Genomic DNA, 23,095 nt, shown 5'->3' on the forward strand with positions numbered 1-23,095 from the left:
ACGGAAAACGAAAGACGGTCCACCCAGGCGGCTCAGTAGCCCGCCGGGGGCAATTGCAGGAGTGCACCGGCAGTCGTGGTCCTTGTTGGTCGAATGCTGCTTTGTAGGGATGGTCAGCGTCGTAGCTGGCTATTCGACCTTTGGATTTGATTACGGCGGCATGTACGACGAGGTGAGCATTAACGAGAGCTGGGCAAGGTCTTGTAATGTTTCGCGGAATGGGGAATAAGAAAATTTGCAAGCCAACTGGGCACAATAAAAGGAGCGGCTGCCACGGCAGCTGCTCCTTTTTTCTACTGAAATAACGGGCAGGTGATTGGCGGATGCCAGTCAACAAATGAAAGGCGAAAAGCAGAAGAGTCGACTGTGAATTACCTTAGTATTGGAGATAAATATTATATCAACGCCTGGCAACTAGCATTGATCGATCCAGCGGAGATCAAGAAAATAGCTATAATAGCAATCGAAAAGAATCCATCAAATATGTTAAATGCTGAGGCTACAGAGGTGGAGGCAGCCTCACCCAATCTGCCCCCTATCCTGCACGCTTCTCCTTGCCGCCCCTGTAGGTTTTCACCCCCGTGTCTCAGTTAGTCAAAGTCTGTTGATGTAGCGAGAGCTTCCCATGCTGCCAGATCCCGTTGAACGCTTTCGATCTTGGTGCGGGCGACTTCGTAAGCATCCTTCCCAAGAAACAGATGCAGCGGCGGATGCTCGGACTCCGCTGCGCGAATCAGCACATCCATCCCTTTCTTCGGATCACCCGGTTGATTCTGATCGTATTGTTTGAGGGCGGATTCCTGGGCTTCCCTGAGGGGAAGATAATCGTCGATAAGATGGGCCGAACTCGTTTTCAAGGATACTGGGGATAAAAATTGGGTGCGAAAATATCCGGGTTTTACGGCCGTTACATGAATCCCGAAAGGCTGTACATCCTGAGCCAGCGCTTCGCTCATTCCGTCTATGGCAAATTTGGTGGCCGCGTAAATGGCGCTTCCGCCGAACCCGTAAAAGCCGGCTGTGGATGAGAAGTTGATAATATGTCCCGACCTCTGTTTTCGGAGCTGCGGCAGCGCTTGACGCACCACATTAAAAGTTCCGAACACGTTGACTTCGAAATTTTGCCTGGCGGCGGCATCAGAAATTTCCTCGAAGGGTCCGACCTGTCCGTAACCCGCATTATTAACGACCACATCCAATCGACCAAACCGATCGACCGTTGCGGCTAGCGCTCTTTTAACATCATTTTCATCCGACAAGTTCATCTGCAGCGGAAGAAAATGATTGTTTTCACCCACAGCCCGCTGGAGATCTTGGGCGGTTCTCGACGTCGCGGCGACGTTGTATCCTCTTGCCAGCAGCATTTTAACCAATGTCAGGCCCATCCCCTTGGATGCACCCGTAACGAACCAGATTTTTTTCGTACTCAAATGAATTTCCCCTTCCAGGCAATGAATTTGTCAAGCTAGTAGAGCTATTAACAGCATACAGGCTAGAGTCTTGTCTAAGTCAATCAACATACCTCGATATCGGCGTATAACACATCGCGCCGTTCGGCGAATCGACAAATTTACCGGTTGAGTTTGCCCCACGGCTGAGCTTGCTGAGTTGCTGCCGGACATCGTTCACATGTCCGCCATCGTCCTAGCGAACGGCTCTTTATAGTTAAAACGGGGATATTAAGGTAGAATATCTTAGAGTAACTCTAATCTATAACAAGGAAGTGCGGACATATGGCCTACACGATTAAGGAAGTTTCCGAGAAAACGGGAGTTTCCCGTTATACTTTACGCTTCTATGAAAAAGAAAGCGTGCTGCCCCATGTTAGGCGGGACGACAACGGAGTGCGTTTGTATAGTGAATCTGATATCGACTGGATTGAAACGGTGCAGGTCCTCCGTTCAACGGGCTTGCCTCTGACGGAAATAAAGGAGTATGTAGAGCTGTACAAGGGCGGGCGCAAGACGCTTGATCAGCGGAGAACGTTGATGATGCGTCAAAAAAACAAAGTAGAGGAGCAAATTTCACTTTTTATGAAAACTTTAGAAAAGATCAATTACAAGCTTGCATTATTTGACGCCCAGGAAGAGAAGCTTGTGAATCTGCCGCAGACAAATTGAAAGAAAAAATTTCTCTGATTCGATAATGGAAGCCGCGCGTCTGCGGCTTTTTTTATTTTTGGTTGCATACTATAAATGAGTAAATTCACTTCCAGTAAACTGTAAAATCAAAAGAATAGAGACAAAGCGCTCTCCTTGTGGTGAAAAGTAGTCACCAAAACAAACTCTTACACGAGGAGAAATCGAATACTTGTGCCAGCACCGATTACCACTTTATTTTTCCAAACTGGTCGTCGCGCATGTGCGGAGACCTACTTGTTGGCAGCTACGGCGAAAGGGTTTCGTGGCAAGATTAGCGAAATACAGTGATTGCCACCGTACGACACTTGGTCATTTTCTGGCTGAAGGCAAGTGGAATGAAGCCGTCCTGCAAAACAAAGTCAGAGCCGAATCGCTTCGGCATGTGATTTAGATAAATTGAATACACAGTTGACAAGAATGTTGATACTCATTTATAATGACCATATGTTTAGTCATTATAAATGAGGTGAATCATTTGAGTAAACAAAAAGAACGTTTTGAAACAATGAGAACCGAGACAGTTGAAAAAATTATGTATGCCGCTACAATACTTTTCGCCCGAAAAACATTTTTTAAAACGACCATGCAGGATATAGCAGATGGAGCCGGTGTTAGTAAGGGATTAGCCTATCGGTATTTTTCATCGAAAGAAGAGATCATGAACCAGTTGATCGAGTTGGAAGTTCAAAATGTCGATAATATATCCAAGTTGTTTCAACGAGAGGGGGATGAAAAAGAGATTTTGATCCAGGCTACAAAATTTCTTTTGAAGAACCTAATAGAAGATTCTTCTACCGCCGATGGGTTTCTTCTTCTAAGTCAAATTGAAAGCTTTTCAGAAAACGAACTAAACCCAGACGTGAAATCCAGGTATGAGTGTTCATTGAAAAATTTGATTAATGTATTGGCGGATTTGATTTCATCCGGTCAGAAAAAAGGATATTTTAAGGAGGGGAATCCTCAAGAACTTGCTTTTTTCTGCTATAGTAGTTTCCAAGGAGTTGCGTTTACCAGTCGTAGCTTTAAGGAGGACTATATCTTTCCTACCGTAGAGGTATTCTTGAAATTTTTGATAAAGTAGCAAACAGGCATTGTATTCATTTTTTTTTAAAATAAAGTGACTAAACAATTAGTCATCATATAGTTGACCGATGTTACGGTCATTTAAGGAGGAAAATAATTTGGTTAAAACAAATACTGCGATTTCTGTTAATGGACTTGAAAAGTCCTATAAAAATTTGAAAGTGCTTAATAAAGTCCACTTTTCCGTACAAAAGGGGCAAGTCTTCGCCTTGTTAGGTTCTAATGGAGCGGGCAAAACCACGATAATCAAAATCCTGACCACTCTGCTCAAGCCCGACAGTGGAGACGTTCAAGTGGGCGGATTCGATGTTGTGCAGCAGCCGGAACGCGTACGGGAAGTAATCAGCCTGACTGGACAGAACGCCGCGCTGGACTGGATTTTGACTGGGCGGGAAAACTTGCGCATGATCGGAAAACTGCGTCATTTATCCGATGTAAATCGCAAAACGGAAGAAATGCTGGAAAGATTTGACTTGCTGGATGCCGGCAACCGACCGGCTGCGACCTATTCCGGCGGTATGTACCGGAAGCTCGATCTGGCAATGAGTTTGATTGGAAGTCCGTCAATTATCTTCCTTGACGAGCCGACTACGGGCTTAGACCCACAAAGCCGTTTGGCAATGTGGAAAATCATAAAGGGTCTTGCCCGCACGGGAACCACCGTGTTTTTAACTACACAATATCTGGAGGAAGCAGACCAGCTTGCTGATCAAATCGCTATCCTTAATGAGGGAAAAATTATAGCGAAGGGAACTGCGGCAGAGCTGAAAAAACTGCTTCCGCATGGACATATTGAACTGCGTTTTCACAATGAAAACGGGGCGCAAACGGCACTCGATTTACTTGCTGAATACAATGCGATCCTAAACAAGGAAACTCTCACGCTTACAATTGCCACTGATGGGAGTGCAAAACAAATGGCCAATATTTTGAATCGGCTTGAAAATGCGGATATTCCTATCGCAGAATACGCTCAGAAACTGCCTACGTTAGAGGATGTATTCCTTGCAATTATCAGCGACAACCAACCAAAGGAGGAAGCATAAAATGGAATTTGTTTCAAAATTTAGCCACTATCTCAGCGATACTAGGGTCATGAGTGGGCGTAGTATGCGCCACGCTTTCAGGAGCGTTGACACGGTGATTACGGTTATTGCATTGCCAATCGTGATGATGCTCATGTTTGTCTATGTATTAGGAGGGGCGATCGATATCGGCTCCGAAAGCTCAGGTCCCGCAAGCTATATCAATTATATGCTGCCTGGTATTCTACTCATGGGCATTACCAGCGGAATAGCTTATACCGCCGTCCGCTTAAACACGGATGTCACAACAGGCATTTTTGAAAGGTTCCATTCCATGCCTATTGCAAAATCGTCCGTGCTTTGGGGGCATGTACTGACATCGGTATTATCCTGTGTTATCTCAATGGTTGCTATCTTATTGATTGCCCTGTTAATGGGATTTCGGTCGTCTGCCGGAATCACTGAATGGCTGCTTGTAATCGGGATTCTATTGCTGTTTACGCTCGCATTGACCTGGGTGGCAGTCATATCCGGCCTCATAGCCAAAAGCGCCGAAGGAGCTGGTACATTCTCCTATCCGCTTATGTTCCTGCCGTTTGTGAGTTCAGCCTTTGTCCCCACCGAATCCATGCCCGGAGTCGTCCGTGCCTTTGCAGAACATCAGCCGGTTACTGCCATTGTTGGAGCCATCCGTTCTCTTCTTATGAATGAGCCTTTAGGGAATGACGCTTTGATTGCAATTCTATGGTGCTTGGGCGCTCTCGTTGTTGCTTTTATTTTCGCAAAGAGGGCTTACAAGAGTAAGGTAGCATAAATGTTATAAGTATTTTCAAGAACAGTCAAGGACGGACGAGTCATCTCCCTCATCCATATACCTTCGGGCGGGGGTCGTCGTAAGACATAAGTTGAGGACACGGAAATCGGTGTGCCGCAGGCGGAGACTTGAGCCCAATCCTCTCAAGATCCCTCGAGAACAACACAATAAAGGACCTCGGTTTCCTCTTTTTCTCGAACTATTATCGAAAAGTTACTGTGCATTCCTAATGGAACCGCCGTATACCGATCGGTACGTACGGTGGTGTGAGAGGGAGGTCGGCTGCTTAACTAATGGGCGGCCTCCTAACAGAATATCTATCAATCCCAGGGCGAGTTTGCAACACCAAAGGAGAAATTGCTATGTCTTATACCGCCATCGCACCTGATCATGCCACGCTTCGCAACTACTTATTGCAACATCGGTTGCCGCTTTATTTTTCCAAACCGGTCGTTGCGCATATCGAAACCTACATGGTGGCCGCTACGGCGAAAGGCTTTCGTGGCAAGGTGGTCGATCTAGCCGAATACAGCGATTGCCATCGTACAACACTTGGCCATTTTCTGGCCGAGGGCAAGTGGAATGAAGCGGTGCTCCAAAATAAAGTCAAGATCGAATCGCTCCAGCATGTCATTCAGCTATCCAACCAGACGGCAGAGCCCTTATTCATCATTCATGATGATACGATCTCCAAGAAGACAAAGCCTTCGTCACAGGCCCAATCTCCGATGGAACTGACGGGCTTTCACCACTCGCACCTTGAAGGAAAAGTCGTCTATGGCCATCAAGTTCAAGCGACGATCGTCCAAAGCGGAGACACCTCCTTGATCCATTCGCTTGACCTCTACGACAAAACGAAAACCCATGCTGACGGCACGGTCTGCACGAAAATCGATCACGTGTGCGACGCGGCCTCTACGTTTCCGCTGCCACCTCATGGTGGCTACGTGCTGGTCGATTCCTGGTTTACCTGTACACGCGTCATCGACAGTTATGCTGCCGCGGGCTATCACCTGATCGGTGGTCTTAAAACCAATCGCATCCTCTATCCACAAGGCATCCGTATTTCCGTCCAGGACTTTGCCGCCCATATCCGTAAAGAAGACGTTCGCATTGTGACCGTGAACGGAACTTCGTACTGGACGTATCGATATGAAGGTGCCTTAAATGACATAGAAAACGCTGTTGTTCTCCTGTGCTGGCCGGAGCAAGCGTTTGGAGAGTCTAAAGCACTACGTGCCTTTTTGTGCACCGATGTTTCCTTGGATACGGAAACCATTTCGACTTACTATAGCAAGCGGTGGCCGATTGAAATCTTTTTCCGCCAGTCCAAGAATAACCTCGGCTTCGACACGTACCAAGTTCGTTCAGCAACCGCTTTTACCCGACTGTGGGCGTTGCTGGCCTGGACACATTTATACTGCACTACGGGATTGGAACAGTCTTGTCCATTGGGCGATGGATTACGTGCCGTTCGTAAGCAAGTCCAACTGGATCGACTCCAGTTTGTCTACGATTGCGGGCAGGAAGGCATTCCCTTTCACATTGTTCGTGAACGCTTTAAACTGGCTTAATTACACTTGGAATTTTCTGTATCCATTTTTTCTCATTTATAGTTGCATATCTGGATTTAAGATAGAGACCTTTACATGAAATTTAAATAGATGAGGCTGAAAATTAACACTAGATTGTTATGTTGAACGTTACATAAACGAAAGGAGCTTAACAATGCTAAGAAATAAGCTTTTGTCATCTTTGCTGGTAGTTGTGTTGCTTTTATCCTTCTTTGCGAATTTCTCCTCTAAGGTTTACGCCGAGGAGGTTATTGCAGAGGACAAGCCTGTTTTAAATAACGGAATCTACGAAATCAGCAACCCGGAGCAATTACTCTATATAAGTCAGAATTTCGGTGATCCCGATATTCCCAAAGACGGTTATTACAAGCTGATGAATGATATCGATATGAAGCTGATTACGAACTTTGAGCCATTCGGCAGATTTTACGGCACCTTCGACGGCAACCACAAAGTGATCGCTAATCTCAGAATTGATATGCCAAACAGCGGAACCGTAGGGTTTTTCAATCATCTGGGCGATTCCGATGTGCAGGCGGTTGCCAAAAACCTTGGCCTTGTCGATGTGTATATCCGCGGCGGACAAACGGTCGGCGGCGTGGCCGGCATGCTGTGGGGTACGGTCGAGAATGTATACGTAACGGGCGAGGTCATCGGCAGCGACCATAGCGTAGGCGGTATTGCAGGCAGAATTCCCGAGTACAGCTCCGGCACGATCAAGCAGACGCCCGCTCCGGACAAGGCTGCGCATCCCACGATCAGGAACAGTTATTCCCTCGTCAATGTCAGGGAAGAAGGGACCAAAGACAGTCAGGGCGGGCTGGCTGGACGTGTTCTGAACCCCAATACACTCATCGAGAACAGCTATTCGGCCGGCATCATTGACGGTTATACAAGAGTTGGCGGGCTTGTCGGCGATTTGAGAACCGGCGTTATCCGAAACAGTGTCGCTGCCAATCCGCTGATGACAGCAGCTACCAATTCAGGCAGTGTAGGTTCGGCCGTGGGGCGGGTAAAGGCAGTTCCCGATCCCGATCCCGACCCGGATGTGGATTTGTATCCCGAAGCTGTTGCCACGAACCTCTTGTCGTTCGACAAAATGAAGAAGGTTGGCGACGCCAGCGGCGAATCGTTTGACGGCACAACCAAAACGGATACACAGTTGTATGACCAGGCTACCTATGAAGCTCTGGGCTGGGATTTCGGGCATACATGGGAAATGCTTACGGTTACCGACGGAGGCAAAACGTTCAGTTCCCCCGTGCTGCAAGGCTTCGAGCATCAGGAGCTCGCCTTTGATTTCGACAACTATCTCTCCAGCATTGAAGTAACGGTGCAGGCAGGCGATGTCGAGTCCGATTCTGTCACCATAGACGTCTACGCGACCGATACGGAAGATCGGGAAGCCAAGATTACGGATTACAGCATTATTCAATCCGCCAAGCGGCCGACCAGCGATCAAATCAAATGGGAGCAGCAGCCGCACAAAACTTTTACCGGCCTTGCTCCGTCGACGCAGTATACCTTTTGGATTAAGGTGCAGAGTGAAGACGGGAAGGAAAGCGGCTGGTCTCAGTTCAAGCAATACACCAAATATGCAATTCTGACTGATAAGATGCCCAAGGATATAAGTAATTCCATTACATTGGATCCCCAAACAAGCGCGTCGCTTGTCTGGTCCACAGACAATATCGATCTGGCGGACAGCACCGTTGAGATTGTGAAGAAGACCGACTCGGCAACTCTTCCGTCGAATCAATCCATAAGATTCAAGGGGAAGAACGAGGTCAAAGAGGTTCATATGACCCCGGGCGAGCTGGTCTTTGACGGAATAAGAAACTTCCACAGCGTAAGCGTGACAGGGCTGGAGCCCGGAACGGAATATATTTACCGGGTAGGGGATGCCGCCGGGAATGCATGGAGTCCTGCCGGAAGCTTCAAGACGGCGCCTGCTTCGGATGACTCGGTAATGTTCACTTACATGGCCGACCCGCAGGTTTCTAACTCGAGCGCGGCAAGCGCGGCAACATTCAAGACCGCGCAAGAGATGTTTCCCGATGCGTCCTTCACCTATATTGCCGGCGATCACACTGAAAGCGGCAGTTCCAACGGACAGTGGGATGTGCTTTTCCAGGCGGGGCAGGACTCCTTCATGAAAACTCCTGTCGTGTCTGCGCTGGGTAATCACGATGAGGAAAATATGATTAAATATTATATGAATAATCCGGACGACCCGGACGCGGGGCTGCCAAGTGTTTATTCCTTCGACTACGGTCCAGCCCATTTCTCTGTGCTTAACTCGGAGCACTACTCCGGGGAAGGCTTGGACAAGCAGATTGATTGGCTGAGGCAGGATGTGGCTAATTCGGATAAAAATTGGCATATCGTGATGCTTCATAAATCGCTTTACGCCGCAACGGATCATGTAGACGATGAGGACATTAACGATCTCAGGGTCGCTCTTGCGCCTGTTTTACAGGAGTTGAACATAGACGCTGTGCTGATGGGACATGACCATAGCTTTTCGAGGGGCTTTGTCAAGGACGGCTATAATGCCAAGCCTGAAAAGCTGGCAGATAGCGGCAGCGAAGTGTTCATCAAGCCGGACTCGCCTTTGTACATCGTGAACGGAACGATGGGGAACTCGAAATGGTACCAAAAAATAAAATACGACAACACCTTGTATCATGTTTCGCCGGACTATGAATTTATCGATAAAACTTCGGCAACCTATGATACCTCGCTCCATCAGCAGAGCTTTACGGCTGTTAAAATAGAGGATGGCGTGATGTCGCTGGACACGTACTTCCTGGAATATGATCCGAACGATCCGAACGGGTACGCGATAGCGCCGTATCTGTACGATTCAATCAAAATATCGAAAAACGATTACTACTGGCCCAAAGACAGTCAGCTAACGGCAAGCGATGTGACGCAAAACAGCTTATCCCTGGCATGGACGCCTGCGAATACACATGCGGAAAACGCCCAATACCGGTTGTACAAGGACGGATCGGTCATGGATACGGTTTACGGCAATTCTTACGGCGTCACGGGCCTGACCAAAGATACAGCCTATAATTTCAAGGTCGAAACAGCCGACGCTTCCGGCGGCTGGAGCAGCAACGGTCCGGCTATTACGGTGCGGACGCCAGGCGACAAACCAGACGCTTCCAGCAATGCCGCTTTAAGCTCGCTTGCTTTAAGCGGGATTACATTAGACCAGACGGTGACAGGGAATGTTTATGCCTATACGGCGACTGTACCAAACGCTGTCTCCGTAACCAACGTTACCTATGAGACTGCCGACAGCCGCGCATCCGCGTATCTGCAGCTTGACGGCGTGAGGATTGATAATCCGGTTAATCTGAGTGTCGGCTCCAATGACATCAGCGTTGTCGTTACCTCCCAAGCGGGGACAACGCAAACTTATTCGGTTGATGTAACGCGTAGAGGCATTGACTCGTGGCCTTCTTCACCGTCTAATCCGGCGGCGCCTGGACAAGATGATTTTAAAGTGAGTGATGCGACAAAATCCCTGTTGGGACAAGACGCTTCTTCCATTCTGACGGCTCCGGTCACCGTTCAGCAAAATGCCGATGGAGTAACCGTCAATACTGTCAATGAAACTGAGCTGCTGGCAATGATGGCTGTTACAGCCAATATTAAAGCTATTGTTGTGCCTGTATCGGTTTCCAGGAATGGTAAGTCCATTACGAGCTTTACGCCGGAACTGCTGACGGAAGCAGGCAAACATGAGGCTTCGGCGAAGATCGTGCTTCAGGGCGACGGCTTCGCCTACGAGATTCCGGCGGCATTCATGAACGTGGACGCTCTAGCGAAAAAGCTCGGCCTGGATGCTTCAACCGTACAAAAGGCGACCATCAACGTGTCGATGAATGTAGTCTCGGATGCGGCTGCTCTTGAAGCCATCAGCAAGAGCGGAGGAAAGCTGCTGTCCAAAGCCGTTGAGTTTGCGATTTCAATAGCTTCCGACGGCAAGAATTATGATTTCAACGATTTTGAAGGATCTTACATCAACCGGTCTTTTGAACTCGAAGATGCTGCAGATCCTGCAAAATCGGTAGGAGCAGTCATTCATGACGACAGTTCTGTATCGCCTGTCCCGACCGTCTTCCCGAATGTTGGGGATCGGGCTGTGGCAGTAGTAAAAGCGGATCATAACTCGACCTATGCCGTAATCGGGCACAGTACTGCGCTTACCGATATCGCCAATTCGTGGGCCAAGGAATTTATCCAGACGCTTGCCGACAAGATGATTATTAACGGGTACGAGGATGGAACATTCAAGCCCCGCAGCAACGTAACCCGTGCTGAATTTGTCACCATGCTGGCCGGCGGTCTGGGACTGGCCGATAAAGATGGAGCAACCAGCTTCACCGACGTATCGCCATCTGCATGGTATGGGGAAGTTGTCCATGCAGTCAGCGAGCGCGGATTCATTACCGGTTACGAAGACGGGAGCTTCAAGCCCAACCAACAAATTTCACGGCAGGAAGAAGCTGTCATTCTTCTGCGGGTATTGAAATACCTGAACAAGCAGCCTGCGTCTGTCGACGCAGATGGCTTTAAGGATTCCGCTGCCATTGCCGGATATGCCAAGCAAGCAGTTTCCGTCCTGGCAACCCTAAACATCGTTGGAGGAGACGAGAACGGAAACTTTAATCCTGCGAGCTTCGCAACCCGTGCCGAAACGGCGAAAATGATGATGAACCTCATGAAGGAAACAGATTTTTTAAGTGAATAACGGACGGGGCCGATGCAGACATGTAATTTGCTGCAGCTGCCCAAGGCAAGTAAAACGATACCCCCATGATTTACGCATAAAGGAGCTGCCGCGGCAGCTCCTTTTATTTATGGGAGCCGGGGCTATGAAGGCACCACGCTGCCGGACTTAATAACCGGGCTGGGCATTGCCCGTCAGAGTTTATATGACACATACGGCACGAAGCGTGATTTATTCCTTACGGCTGTAAAATATTATATGGACCAAATTTATAAAACTCTTCTCAGAGTGCATCGTTTCCAGGCAGCAGGCCATGAACCGCTGGGGCGTCTTGCACGACCTGATTTATATAGTTGAAAATCATGAAGAGACCTATAGAGTCATGGACTTCAGACGTATCGACTGCAAGTGGATGATATGGTATTATTTGAGAATAACATAGTCATATAAGGAGGTAATGTAATGGGAACAGGTAATCCGGTAACGATAACAGTAGAAACAATTGTTCATTCTCCCGTCGAAAGCGTGTGGGAATATTGGACGGAACCGAAGCATATCAAACAATGGAATAATGCCTCCGATGACTGGCACACGCCACACGCCGAGAATGATCTGAAGCCCGGCGGTAAATTCGTATCAAGAATGGAAGCCAAAGACGGCAGCTTTGGATTTGATTTCGGCGGCGTGTACGACGAGGTGAGCATTAACGAGAGCATCTCCTATACGATGGCCGACGGCAGAAAAGTGAAGATCGCTTTTATTCGCCAAGACAACGACACGCGAATCATTGAATCATTCGACGCGGAAGAGACCAATGCCATCGAGATGCAGCAAGCCGGATGGCAGGCAATTATAAATAATTTCAAAAAATATGTGGAAACAGCTATACAATAATAAAAAAACTTTCGCAGTTTTAGAAGCGCATGCCGACATCGGCATGCGCTTTGCTATGTACGCCTGGCAGGGGCGACATCTAAGACGCCGCATAATCGCGGCTTTTTTCATTATATGGATATATATTTTTTTCCGCGTTCTCCGGCAAGCTGTTATGGACCCCTGCATGGGCTCTACATTCAACAGTAAGTCACCTGAAGGTTACCAGATGAGTAAATAGTGCCTCCTTGTGGGTGGCTAACCTCTAATTCATACTAGATTTACGCCTTGGTAGAACGAATCGCAATTTAAATCGAAATCGGAGGAAACCCTAAAATGCTAAAACGCAAACTTGGCCAAAGCAACGAAGCATTGTCGGCGATCGGACTCGGTTGTATGGGGATGTCGGATATGTACGGAGATGCGGATCGACTGGAGAGCATCGCAACGATCCACGCGGCGATGGAGGCGGGAATTACACTCTTGGATACCGGAGATTTCTATGGGTCAGGTCACAATGAAATGCTGATTAGCGAAGCACTGAAAGGGAGAAGCCGTGAGCAGGCTTTTATCGCTGTTAAATTTGGTGCCTTGCGCGATCCGAAAGGTGGTTGGGGCGGCGTCGATGGTCGCCCTGCTTCCGTGAAAAATTTCCTTGCCCAGACGTTGAAACGTCTAGACACCGATTATATCGATTTGTATCAACCAGCGAGACTTGATCCGAACGTACCGATCGAAGAGACGGTTGGCGCGGTCGCGGACATGGTTCAGGCGGGATATATCCGGCATATCGGATTATCCGAGGTAGGTGTGGATACCATTCGCCGCGCTCATTCCGTGCATCCTGTCTCATGGCTGCAAATCGAATATTCTCTGTTCAGTCGTGGCATTGAGCGAGAGATTTTGCCTGTATTACGTGAGCTGAAGATTTCGCTGAGTGCTTACGGGGTACTGTCCCGGGGGCTTCTGAGCGGAGCATGGACGAAGGAGCGATCAGGCAATCCGGCGGATATCCGTAACTTTGGGCCACGTTTCCAAGGGGATAATCTTGAGCATAATCTGGAGCTGGTCGAGAAGTTGCGCAGATTGGCGGAATCTCACGGCACCAATGTGGCGCAATTGGCTATTGCGTGGGTAATCGGTCAAGGGGAGAACATCATTCCGCTGATTGGTGCCCGCAAGCGCACACAATTGAACGATGCATTGAACGCAGTGGAGATACATCTGTCTCCCGGGGAATTGAATGATATTGGCAGCGTATTTGCCCCTGAAGAGGTGGCGGGAGAGCGTTATGACAAACATTCGATGGCTTTATTGGACAGTGAGAAATAAAGAACTAGAAGACTAAAAAAGAAGCTCTCAGGATTATGTTCCTGTGAGCTTCTGAATCATTTTCTAAATTATCAGCTGCAGAGGACATCGAAGAGTCGAAGGCAGTTTTATGCGTGGGGAGTGCTGCTGCTTTGCGCCAAGCGTTGACGATGGTTGGCCCCCATTCAAACATGATGTCAAACATAGGCCCCAACGTTTGCCCGTATACCGTCAATGAATACTCTACCTTTGGAGGGATATCAGGAATGACATTACGGTTTACTAAACCGTCTTCTTCCAATTCACGAAGCTGCTGAGTCAGCATTTTCTGGGATATGCCTGAGAGCCCCCGGCGCAAATCGTTGAACCGCCGGGTCTTACCAACCAATTCATATAGCAACTGCAGCTTCCATTTCCCGCTGAGAACGCGAAGGGTTGCCTCGATATTGATATCGCATTCTTCCTCATGTTCAGTGTTTACTTCTCCATTTCGCAGCTGTTGCTCCTCAGTCGTCGTTATTTGATCCGGCGAAATGTCGTTAAGCTTTGGATTTTCTTTCATCATATTCCCCACCACCTTTTTGACAAACACTCTCTACCAAGAATACGGTAAATTCCCAGTAGAAAGCAACTTATGAGCAATCAACATTGGATTATAGGTTGAAGGACACAATATTCAAACAAAGGACTGAACATAGTTACCGACCCAGTTTGGGCAAATCGGATGGGGCTTTCCAGACGCTAAAAATTACATTATGATAACTTCGAGAGCACACTCGTTAGAAAAAAAGGCATCATTCCAGAATTTTCATCAATTATCTTTTTGCATGCAAATAATTTATCCACTTTCATGAAAAACGACCTAAGGATGTAAACTTGATTTCCTTCCCAAAGTTCTGGAAGATATAAGAAAAGATTTAATACATAGAATCACTCGCCATTTCAAGAACTGCTGTCAATCTTGAAATGAATATAGAAAACTTAATTCAAACAAAAAGACGGATGGGAGAGAACTCCAAAATGACACTTTACGACAAAACGACATTGAAGCAAGCTTATAACCGATTCGCCGCACAAAGGGATCAGGCAGCAATTGAGCCTTGGAAGTTCGAAGAACGGGAACGGTTTGTCGGGCAAGTGCTTCGAGAAAACCGCTCAACGCTTCTTGAAATCGGCGCCGGAACAGGGCGTGACAGTTTCTATTTCGAGCAAAGGGGGCTTCGCGTCACCTGTGCTGATCTTTCCGAAGAGATGGTGAAGCTTTGCAGGGAGAAGGGGCTGAACGCTTATTGCATGGACTTCTCCGAATTAACATTTGATGCAGATAGCTTTGACGCAGTATTCGCGCTAAACTGCCTCCTCCATGTGCCGAAGGCTCGGCTTGATTCCGTATTGGGTCAAATCGCCAAGGTCCTCAGACCTGGGGGGCTGTTCTTTTATGGCGTATACGGCGGACAGGATTCGGAAGGGGTTTGGGAAAAGGATTTCTACGAACCAAAACGCTTTTTCACCATGTTTCAGGATGATTCCATCCAGGAAGTTGTGAGGTCCAGATTTCGGGTGGAAGACTTCCACACCGTTCCTATGGGTGAAGGGGCTCCCCATTTTCAATCGCTACTGCTGCGAAAGTGAAAACTTCTTTTTCACCAGAAGATCGAGTTAACCTCCATATTCTGTGGAGCGGCGCTATCACTCACTTTAAGCTATCAGGAGACTTGTAATGCCGGAAGAAAAAGCGGCTTCTTTCATTTATGGGATCAAGTTCTTGTCAATTGCTGATGAAAAGAACTTGATCCCATTCCCGATTGAAGTACGAAAATATTTTACAGACGCTTTACTGTTTACCGTTAATAGGGTTCCCCCAGTGTCGTGCGAAGCGTATCGACATCCTTGTTGATCGCTTCAGTTGCTTTGCGAATCGCCGAGTTCACATCGAGTCCATTGATTGCCAAATCCTCGGTAGCCTCTGTCAGCCGGATGAGGATGTCCGTCTCGTAAGGGTGGATATAATGGTTCAGAATTGGCGTACCTACAAACACATTCTGGATCGTTTTTCCTTTCAGTACCGGAATATCCTGTCCGAATTCCTTCTCCAGCTCCGGATTGATAATGGCGGGCACTCTGCCATTGCGAGCGATTATGCGCTGCCCTTCATCCGACAGAAGCTCCTGGAGCACTTGGAAAGCTTCGTCTTGGTGCGGGCTTTTGCTGCTGATTCCGATGGTATGAATTTGTGCCTCCCTTGTCTTGGGCAATTGATCCTCAAAGCTCGGAGAAGGGGCGAAATCCCAATTGAATTCCACACCCTGCTGGCGCAGTTCCTCTAACGGACCCACCATGTTCGCCAGGAAGGAGACCCGCATTCCAATCACCTGATCCTTCATGAACTGATCCCTGCCCCAGTTCCAGAACTTGTCTGTCGCAATATAACCGGGAATATCGAAAATCCTTTTTTGCAGGTCGAATATCCTTCGCCACTCCGGCGTATCGATAGCGGCATCGCCTGTCTCTGCATCAAGCAGCGGAAGAGCGAGTGATTTGGACAATCCGGTCAGATTGTCTGCGGCCAGACCGACATAATGAACGCCGCTCTCGGTCCGGGTCAGTTTAGCGGCAATCTCCAGTGTCTGGTCCCACGTCAACTGCTTCTCCGTCGGATAAGGAACGCCGAATTTATCGAAGAGATCCTTGTTGTAATACATGATTTGCTGATTTATATTGAACGGAAGCGCGGAAATAGCATCGCCCCGGCCCTTGGTAATGCTCTTGATGTAATCGTACCCGATTGGCTTCAGGCGGCTCTCGTCAAAATGATGCCGTTTGATCAACTCGCGCAGATCCTGGAACACACCGGTGCGTACCAGCTGCGGGTTCGCGCTGCTGAAGATGATATCCGGTGTATATGTAGTCAACACTTCTTCCGGTGGGGTATCTTCCGCCGGTGTAATCCGCTTGATCGTCACATTCGGATATTTCTTGTGGATGGGATCGGCGATCATTATCGCGAATTCGGAATCCGTAAATGTCGATCCGTAGCTATAAAATTTCAGTTCCAGCGGTTCGGCGCCCAGCTTCTTGAAATCTTCGTCATCGGCACTTTCATTACTCGGATGAGGGTCGGGGCTATTGGGGTTCCCATTGTTCCCCGTTGATGTGCAAGCTCCAAGAAACACCATTAGCATTGCGAGTTGAAGCCAAGTGATCGTCCTTTTCATTGTTCATCCTCCATATCTGTACAGCAAATTTGGGTTGCCCCGCCGTTCCTGTTGGAATGCCAGTCTTTGCCGAAACCAAAAAACCGAAGAAGCCCGTTAGGCATTCTCCGGTGATCCGGTAGGTATTGTTGGCACAAAATTTATCCGGAGGCATTCAGCGCGGCAAGACTTTGGCCGTTGGCAGCCCATACTTTCTTATGTTGGTTGTCGGGACGCGCAAGACCAAGATTTTCCCGCAGCGTCTTGCCCTCGTAAGCAGTACGGAAGATTCCGCGGTTCTGCAGTTCCGGTATCACCTTGTCCACGAAAGCTTCCAGACCGGACGGAATAATCGGCGGCAAAATGTTGAACCCGTCGGCGCCTCCTTCGCGAAACCATTTCTCAATGAAGTCCGCTACCTGCAGCACAGACCCCGTAAAGGTAACATGGCCATGTCCCCCTGCACTCCGGCTCAGGAACTGCTTGATCGTAAATTTGTCCCGGATCGCAGCATCGATGATCACATCCCGTCGGGATGTGATTCCGACTCTGAAGTCCTCCGCTGGCCTCAACTTATCCAGCGGTACAGGCGCATCCAGCGGATATTCCGACAGGTCTACCGTAAAGAAACGGGACAAGTTTTGAAGGGAATGCTTCGTATTAAGCAATGAAAACAACTCCTCTTCGAGGTCTCTGGCCTCCGCTTCCGTATCGCCGATAATCGGGCTCAATCCTGGTAATATGAGCAGTTGTTCCGGGTTTCTTCCAAACTTGCCCAGTCTTCCTTTCACATCCCTATAGAATTCCTGCGCGGCTCCAAACGTCTGTTGAGCGGTAAAGATTGCTTCCGCTGTCCTTGCCGCCAATTCCTTGCCGCCTTCAGAAGATCCGGCCTGAACGAGTACCGGATAGCCCTGCGGAGGACGTGGAATATTCAGTGGACCCTTCACTTTATAATATTCACCTTGAAAATTAATACTGTAGACCTTGTTTGAATCCAGCTGCTGACCCTTCTCTTTGTCATACACGAGAGCGTCCTCTTCCCAGCTGTCCCATAATTGCCTGACAACATCTACGAATTCCTCACCGACCTTGTATCGCTGCTCTACATCCGGATGCTCATCCCGGCCGAAATTATGCGCCGCCGACTGGGCCCCTGTCACGATATTCCACGCAGCGCGTCCTTTACTGATATGATCCAGCGAAGCGAATTGACGGGCAAGATGGAAGGGGTCGTTATAGGTCGTTCCGACTGTAGCGATAAAACCGATATGCTTCGTAAGCACGGCAAGCGCGGAAAACAGTGTGAACGGCTCGAATCGGCGGGATGCGCCAGAGTATCCATCAGCAACAAACAAAGAATCAAGTAACCCACGTTCAGCGATTCTCGCCTGATTGACGAAATGCGCCAGATCCAGACCTCCGTTCGGATTAACCGATGGATGCCTAGATGAAGCGGCATGATGTCCGGTACTGCGAATGAATACGTTGAAATGGGCTTTTCTATTGATGTTAGTCAGCTTGTTCACCTCATAATCTTCTTTTTTATTCGGAATCAATTCCGGCTTTTACTGCACTGGATTTGATACATTTTCCTTGTTGGTCTGGTACCGGGCCGTCCATATTTCCCTATTTTTGTTCTCGGGTCGAGTCAGTCCGAGATTCTCGCGCAAGGTCGTACCCTCATAGGCCGTACGGAAAATTCCACGGTTCTGCAGCTCGGGAATGACCTTGTTAATAAACGTTTCCAAGCCATGAGGCACAACCTGCGGCAATAAATTGAATCCGTCCGCTCCGTGCTCCCGCACCCATGTTTCGATAAAATCCGCCACCTGAATGTAGGAGCCCGTATACGTGACATGCCCGTGTCCACCGGCGCTCCGATTTAGAAATTGACGAATCGTAAATTTCTCTCTGCGGACCGCATCGAGAACGACTTCGCGCCGGCTGGTAATACCGCTCTTACGGCTGCCGTCTTCCGGTTTGATTTTATCGATCGGCAACGGATCATCCAGCGAATACTCGGACAGATTGACGGAAAAAAAACGGGAAGCGCGCTCAAGCGAATTCTCCAGATTCAAGAGGCCGAACAGATCATTCTCCAAATCTTTGGCCTCCGCTTCCGTTTCTCCGACAATGGGCGCAAGCCCGGGCATGATCACCAGTTGGTCAGGATTCCTTCCGTACTTAGCCAATCTTCCCTTGACGTCGGCATAGAAATTCTGTGCGGCTCCCAGCGTTTGCTGTGCAGTAAAGATTACCTCGGCATGCTTGGCCGCCAATTCCTTGCCGTCTTCAGAGGAACCCGCCTGTACCAGAACGGGGTAGCCCTGCGGCGGACGCGGGATGTTCAAGGGTCCTTTGACATTAAAGAATTTGCCTCTGAAATCAATTTCGTGAAGATTGATATGGTTAACCCGCAGCTCACTTTCCCCGATGCTGCCCGCCCCTTCATCATCCCAGCTATCCCATAGCTGCTTGGTAACTTCGACGAATTCGTCGCCGATTGCATATCGTTCGCTCTGCTCCGGATAACCTCCCCACCTCGTAATGTTGTCCCCATCTCCCGGCGAATGCCCCGTAACAATATTCCAGGCGGCCCGGCCATTGCTCAGATAATCAATCGACGCCAGCTTGCGGGCCACATGAAACGGATCGTTGTAGGTCGTGCTAACCGTTCCGATCAATCCGATATGCTTCGTCAAAGCCGCCAACGCCGAAAGCAGAGTGAACGGCTCCAGCCTTCTGCCTGTTCCGGAATAATTGTCTGCCGTAAACAGCGAATGGATGAAGCCCCGCTCAGCCAAAAGAGCCAGTTCTGCATATTTATCAATATCCAGATCGCGTTCAGGTTCCGCTTCGGGGTGCCTCCATCCGCCAGCATGGTGGCCTGCTATACGCACAAACACATTCAGGTGCACTTTCCGATTACGTTCGCTCAATTCATTCCACACTCCATTTTCGAAAATAATGATGGTCTTTCAGCAGAGCTGCTCGCCTGATCTGAAGGATCCAATGAGCTAACAACAAAAAACCGCAAACGAGCCGCAAGGCTGTTTCCGGTTGACCGGTAAATATATTATATTCGCATAAGAATACTGTGAAATAAACTTACTGCTGTATTGTGTATATTGTCAAGTCATTTTTATGTTCGAAGTGAGGGACCGTAATGCTTTTCAACATGTTTACAGTGTCAAAGTGTATGGAAATGAAGGCAGATACGTACCAAGATATATTCTCAAGCGATTGCAGCATATTTAATTTTTCAGTAAAATGGAAGAAAAATTATAAAACTTTTGAAAGATTATTCACCCCGTATATCAAACGAATCTATCTCTGACGGTGGGTGTGAGCATGGAATCGAAAAAGATATTTAGAGGGTTTGACCTTACAGCTATCGAAGAGAGCAAAAGGAAAACGATTATCCATTCTATGCTCGGAGACACTGCGGCTTTAGAAGCACTGCTTCGAAATGACGCGGGACTTGCAAACTGCACATGGGGATATTTCACCCCTTTACATTTTGCTGTCAGGTCAGGAAATACCGAATCGGTCAAATTGTTGTTGGAATATGGAGCGGATGTAACCAAGCACACACAAATTCTCGGATGGCAGGACGATCCTTTGACGAAAGCCAAAGATCGCGGATACCAACAAATCGTGGACATCCTGGAGCAGCATCTTGCACAAAATTTTCAAACCTCGCCTGCGGGCAACAAAATTGCAGGTTGGATAAAAGAGGGACAGAGAGAGAATGTACTTCGGGAATTGGATCATTCTCCAGAGCTGGTTAGGTCGGGCGACGAACGGGGCAATACTCCCCTGCACTGGGCTGTTCTCACCCGACAGATCGGGTTAATTGAAGATTTGCTCCGCCGCGGAGCGGACATTCAAGCCAAAAGGTCGGACGGGGCCATGCCCATCCATCTTGCTATTCACGGTGATTATTGGTATCGTGCAGCTCGGGATCTAAGCGAGCAAGCGATGAGAAACCAATGGTTCCTTGTTGGATTTTTGGTTGCGTGCGGCGCAGAGTACGACATCTGGGCCGCTTCAACCGTCGGCGACTCTGTCCGTGTTGCTTCCTTACTGCATGCGGATCCCAAGTTAGTTAACGCGAAAAATTCAGTGGATAGGAGACCTTTAAGCTACGCGGCCAAGTACGGGAATGCTAATACGGTAAAGCTTTTGCTGGATCAGGGTGCTGATCCGAATGCCGAGGAAAGAGACGCTCCGCAAGGAAGTGCGCTTTGGGCTGCGGTTGCAGGCAACCATGAGGAGTGTGCAAGGTTGCTCTTGGAGCGTGGTGCGGATCCGAATTCCAGTGTGGAGTCAGGAGCCAATCCTGTTAGCATTGCCATGAGCAACGGCAACGACTTGTTGATGAAGTTGCTTTATACCTATGGAGCCTCGGTTAATCTTGACGCAGCTTGTTGGATGGAGAGAATCGATTTAGTGGGTGAAATACTAACAGCTAACCCGTCTTTGATAAATGGCGGCGGTGACTATGGTCCGCTCTGTATGGCTGCAGGATCCGGACACACAGACATTGTCAGGATGCTTATTAGAGGCGGAGCAGATTTAAACGCTCCTTGGTATGCCAATAATTTCATGGGATATGCCATTGACAGCGGTCTGGAAATGGTCAGATTACTGCTGGAGTCCGGCGCGGATGCGAATAACGCAAATTGGGTAGGTGTTTCGTATCTCCATAAGGCTGCATGGCTCGGCAACTTGGAATTTGCTAAGCTTCTCATTGAATTTGGAGCTGAGCTAAACGTGGTTGACGAGGAGAGCCAATCTACTCCACTCGGTTGGGCAGCGAAATATGGAAAGACCGAATTAGTTCGCTTTTTGCTGGACAAGGGAGCGAATCCTCGTCTTCCGGAACATGAAAAGTGGGCTCAGCCTCTTGCGTGGGCTGAACGTAGAGGACATAAAGATATCATAACGTTACTTTCTCAATTGAATTGACCAAAACTTGCGTTACACAGTGCGGAATATGTCACCGCCCGGCATTCCAGAACCATGGGATACGACAAAGAGGGTACCCGATCGGGCACCCTTAAACTTGCCGTTACCAATTCAGGTCATTACGCTCTCTACTCGTTTGACGCCTGATTGGAAGCCTGATTCATATTGTATGATAATTTTGCTTCTCTTGTTTCCAGGTTGAATGTATCTCCAGGGGATAGAAAATAAAATTTACCGCCTGTAGTATTCATATACTCCTTGTCATAAATGGAAACATAACTTTTACCTACTACTTCAAAGGTTGTTCCCTGAACCACAATGGCCGTTCCTTCGTCAATACCAATACCCAGCAGCTCCGGATGAGCGGAGATAACTTCAACTAGATCAAAATGACGGTTTCGACGTAACAAATGCTGGTCAATCGTGACGTTTTTCAAGAAACCAAAACCCTCCTCATGGTCACCCATAAGAATGGTGTTTGTTTGAGTATCTCCTCTTACCAAATAGGACCCTTGGATTGTCGCACCCGCAGAAGTTCCGCCAATAGTACCTCCCCGGTCAAGAAGAGCGTTCAATTCCTGATGAACCTTCGTGTGCAGATAGGCATCAGCAAGCCTCCATTGTCTTCCGCCCGAAAACCATACGGCATGGGCCGATTTTATTGGAGCGGCGAACTCCTCCGTATCAGCCAAATTTCGATCATTAGTGTGAAGGAATGTGATATTGGCAGCCCCAGCCTGTTCAAAAGCAGTTAAATCCTGCCCTTTATTGGCATTCAGGTTCTCTTCTTGAGCCGTAGGAATCACAATGATTGAAGCTTGCGTACCGCCTGCCAATCCTATAAACCGCTCAATTACATCCGAATGTAAGCGTCCCCCGCCTGCAATAACCAAAGAACCATTTTCCAGACCTTTTGAAATCATACACACCATCCATCCCCTCATTTTTTATGTCCATAAGAAGATTTTTTTTTATTGATATGATAGGTTAGTATGAAAATTATATCATTTTTATTAAAAACTGACATACAGGAATCTTATTTGTATGTATGGTTTCTTGACGATTCAATATTAATTGATGTTGGAGGAGCCCAAAAGCTCGGAATAAAAGCGGTATGGTTGAACCAAGACACTACCTCAAATGATTACGCCCGAATATGGTTGTTATAACCTTACGCTAACGGGCACGAGTGTTAATAAACAACAGGAGGAGGCAGCCGACCTAAGTGAATAGGCTGTCTTTCACAACTAACAGGCATTAGTGTTAAATTCTGGAATTATCTGCGATAATTTTGATTTTCTTGTAAGGAACACTTACATAAATGCTTGTAAGTTTCTTGTAATATCTTTATACTTTACT

At 48.1% G+C, this 23,095-nt stretch carries 16 protein-coding genes and 2 pseudogenes; 12 read left to right on the plus strand and 6 right to left on the minus strand.

Features of this window, described 5'->3' with window-relative positions:
* Nucleotides 1–590 precede the first annotated feature (590 nt).
* On the minus strand, nt 591–1,430 hold the full coding sequence (locus tag AC0YOA_RS29075; RefSeq protein ID WP_475789602.1) for an SDR family NAD(P)-dependent oxidoreductase: 840 nt from the start codon (nt 1,428–1,430) through the stop codon (nt 591–593).
* A gap of 303 nt (nt 1,431–1,733) precedes the next feature.
* Here AC0YOA_RS29075 and AC0YOA_RS29080 point away from each other — a divergent pair, with 303 nt between their 5' ends.
* The 10 genes and pseudogenes from AC0YOA_RS29080 to AC0YOA_RS29125 all read left to right on the plus strand — a co-directional run bounded on the left by AC0YOA_RS29080 (nt 1,734) and on the right by AC0YOA_RS29125 (nt 13,589).
* Nucleotides 1,734–2,120 carry a MerR family transcriptional regulator gene (locus tag AC0YOA_RS29080; protein ID WP_475789603.1) on the plus strand — a complete coding sequence of 129 codons (387 nt, stop codon included), beginning with the start codon at nt 1,734–1,736 and terminating at the stop codon, nt 2,118–2,120.
* A gap of 181 nt (nt 2,121–2,301) precedes the next feature.
* Nucleotides 2,302–2,529: pseudogene (locus AC0YOA_RS29085) on the plus strand (IS701 family transposase); the annotation flags it as partial.
* 87 nt (nt 2,530–2,616) lie between these two features.
* Nucleotides 2,617–3,222: a TetR/AcrR family transcriptional regulator gene (locus tag AC0YOA_RS29090; RefSeq protein ID WP_475789604.1), complete on the plus strand. Its 606-nt coding sequence runs from the start codon at nt 2,617–2,619 to the stop codon at nt 3,220–3,222.
* 100 nt (nt 3,223–3,322) lie between these two features.
* The gene (locus tag AC0YOA_RS29095; RefSeq protein WP_475789605.1) at nt 3,323–4,270 is read left to right on the plus strand and encodes an ATP-binding cassette domain-containing protein; all 948 of its coding nucleotides are present in this window, start codon (nt 3,323–3,325) and stop codon (nt 4,268–4,270) included.
* Between the two features lies 1 nt (nt 4,271).
* Nucleotides 4,272–5,063: an ABC transporter permease gene (locus AC0YOA_RS29100; RefSeq protein WP_475789606.1), complete on the plus strand. Its 792-nt coding sequence runs from the start codon at nt 4,272–4,274 to the stop codon at nt 5,061–5,063.
* 362 nt (nt 5,064–5,425) lie between these two features.
* The gene (locus tag AC0YOA_RS29105; RefSeq protein ID WP_475789607.1) at nt 5,426–6,637 is read left to right on the plus strand and encodes an IS701 family transposase; all 1,212 of its coding nucleotides are present in this window, start codon (nt 5,426–5,428) and stop codon (nt 6,635–6,637) included.
* 154 nt (nt 6,638–6,791) lie between these two features.
* Entirely contained in the window at nt 6,792–11,405 is a 4,614-nt protein-coding gene (locus tag AC0YOA_RS29110; RefSeq protein ID WP_475789608.1) for an S-layer homology domain-containing protein, read from the plus strand.
* A 105-nt stretch (nt 11,406–11,510) separates the two neighbouring features.
* Nucleotides 11,511–11,696, plus strand: a pseudogene (locus AC0YOA_RS29115) (TetR/AcrR family transcriptional regulator); the annotation flags it as partial.
* 150 nt (nt 11,697–11,846) lie between these two features.
* Nucleotides 11,847–12,278, plus strand: coding sequence for an SRPBCC family protein (locus AC0YOA_RS29120; RefSeq protein ID WP_475789609.1), 432 nt, complete (start codon nt 11,847–11,849; stop codon nt 12,276–12,278).
* Between the two features lie 315 nt (nt 12,279–12,593).
* Entirely contained in the window at nt 12,594–13,589 is a 996-nt protein-coding gene (locus tag AC0YOA_RS29125; RefSeq protein WP_475789610.1) for an aldo/keto reductase, read from the plus strand.
* 4 nt (nt 13,590–13,593) lie between these two features.
* Here the strand turns inward: AC0YOA_RS29125 and AC0YOA_RS29130 are convergent, their stop codons facing one another.
* A complete protein-coding gene (locus AC0YOA_RS29130) occupies nt 13,594–14,133 on the minus strand; it encodes a winged helix-turn-helix transcriptional regulator (protein WP_475789611.1) in 540 nt (179 codons plus the stop codon).
* A 401-nt stretch (nt 14,134–14,534) separates the two neighbouring features.
* Here AC0YOA_RS29130 and AC0YOA_RS29135 point away from each other — a divergent pair, with 401 nt between their 5' ends.
* On the plus strand, nt 14,535–15,200 hold the full coding sequence (locus AC0YOA_RS29135; protein WP_475789612.1) for a class I SAM-dependent methyltransferase: 666 nt from the start codon (nt 14,535–14,537) through the stop codon (nt 15,198–15,200).
* Between the two features lie 215 nt (nt 15,201–15,415).
* Here AC0YOA_RS29135 and AC0YOA_RS29140 read toward each other — a convergent pair whose 3' ends face one another.
* The 3 genes from AC0YOA_RS29140 to AC0YOA_RS29150 all read right to left on the minus strand — a co-directional run bounded on the left by AC0YOA_RS29140 (nt 15,416) and on the right by AC0YOA_RS29150 (nt 19,704).
* Complete coding sequence (locus AC0YOA_RS29140) at nt 15,416–16,783, minus strand: ABC transporter substrate-binding protein (protein WP_475789613.1); 1,368 nt, start codon at nt 16,781–16,783, stop codon at nt 15,416–15,418.
* Nucleotides 16,784–16,923: 140 nt separating this feature from the next.
* Complete coding sequence (locus tag AC0YOA_RS29145; RefSeq protein WP_475789722.1) at nt 16,924–18,282, minus strand: LLM class flavin-dependent oxidoreductase; 1,359 nt, start codon at nt 18,280–18,282, stop codon at nt 16,924–16,926.
* Nucleotides 18,283–18,330: 48 nt separating this feature from the next.
* Entirely contained in the window at nt 18,331–19,704 is a 1,374-nt protein-coding gene (locus tag AC0YOA_RS29150) for an LLM class flavin-dependent oxidoreductase (protein WP_475789614.1), read from the minus strand.
* Between the two features lie 412 nt (nt 19,705–20,116).
* Between AC0YOA_RS29150 and AC0YOA_RS29155 the strand changes: the two genes are divergently transcribed.
* Nucleotides 20,117–21,736, plus strand: a complete 1,620-nt coding sequence (locus AC0YOA_RS29155) for an ankyrin repeat domain-containing protein (RefSeq protein ID WP_475789615.1) — start codon at nt 20,117–20,119, stop codon at nt 21,734–21,736.
* Nucleotides 21,737–21,864: 128 nt separating this feature from the next.
* Here the strand turns inward: AC0YOA_RS29155 and AC0YOA_RS29160 are convergent, their stop codons facing one another.
* Nucleotides 21,865–22,659, minus strand: a complete 795-nt coding sequence (locus AC0YOA_RS29160; protein WP_475789616.1) for a cyanophycinase — start codon at nt 22,657–22,659, stop codon at nt 21,865–21,867.
* Between the last annotated feature and the right edge of the window lie 436 nt (nt 22,660–23,095).

It is taken from the genome of Paenibacillus sp. JT22N12 (assembly GCF_056269365.1).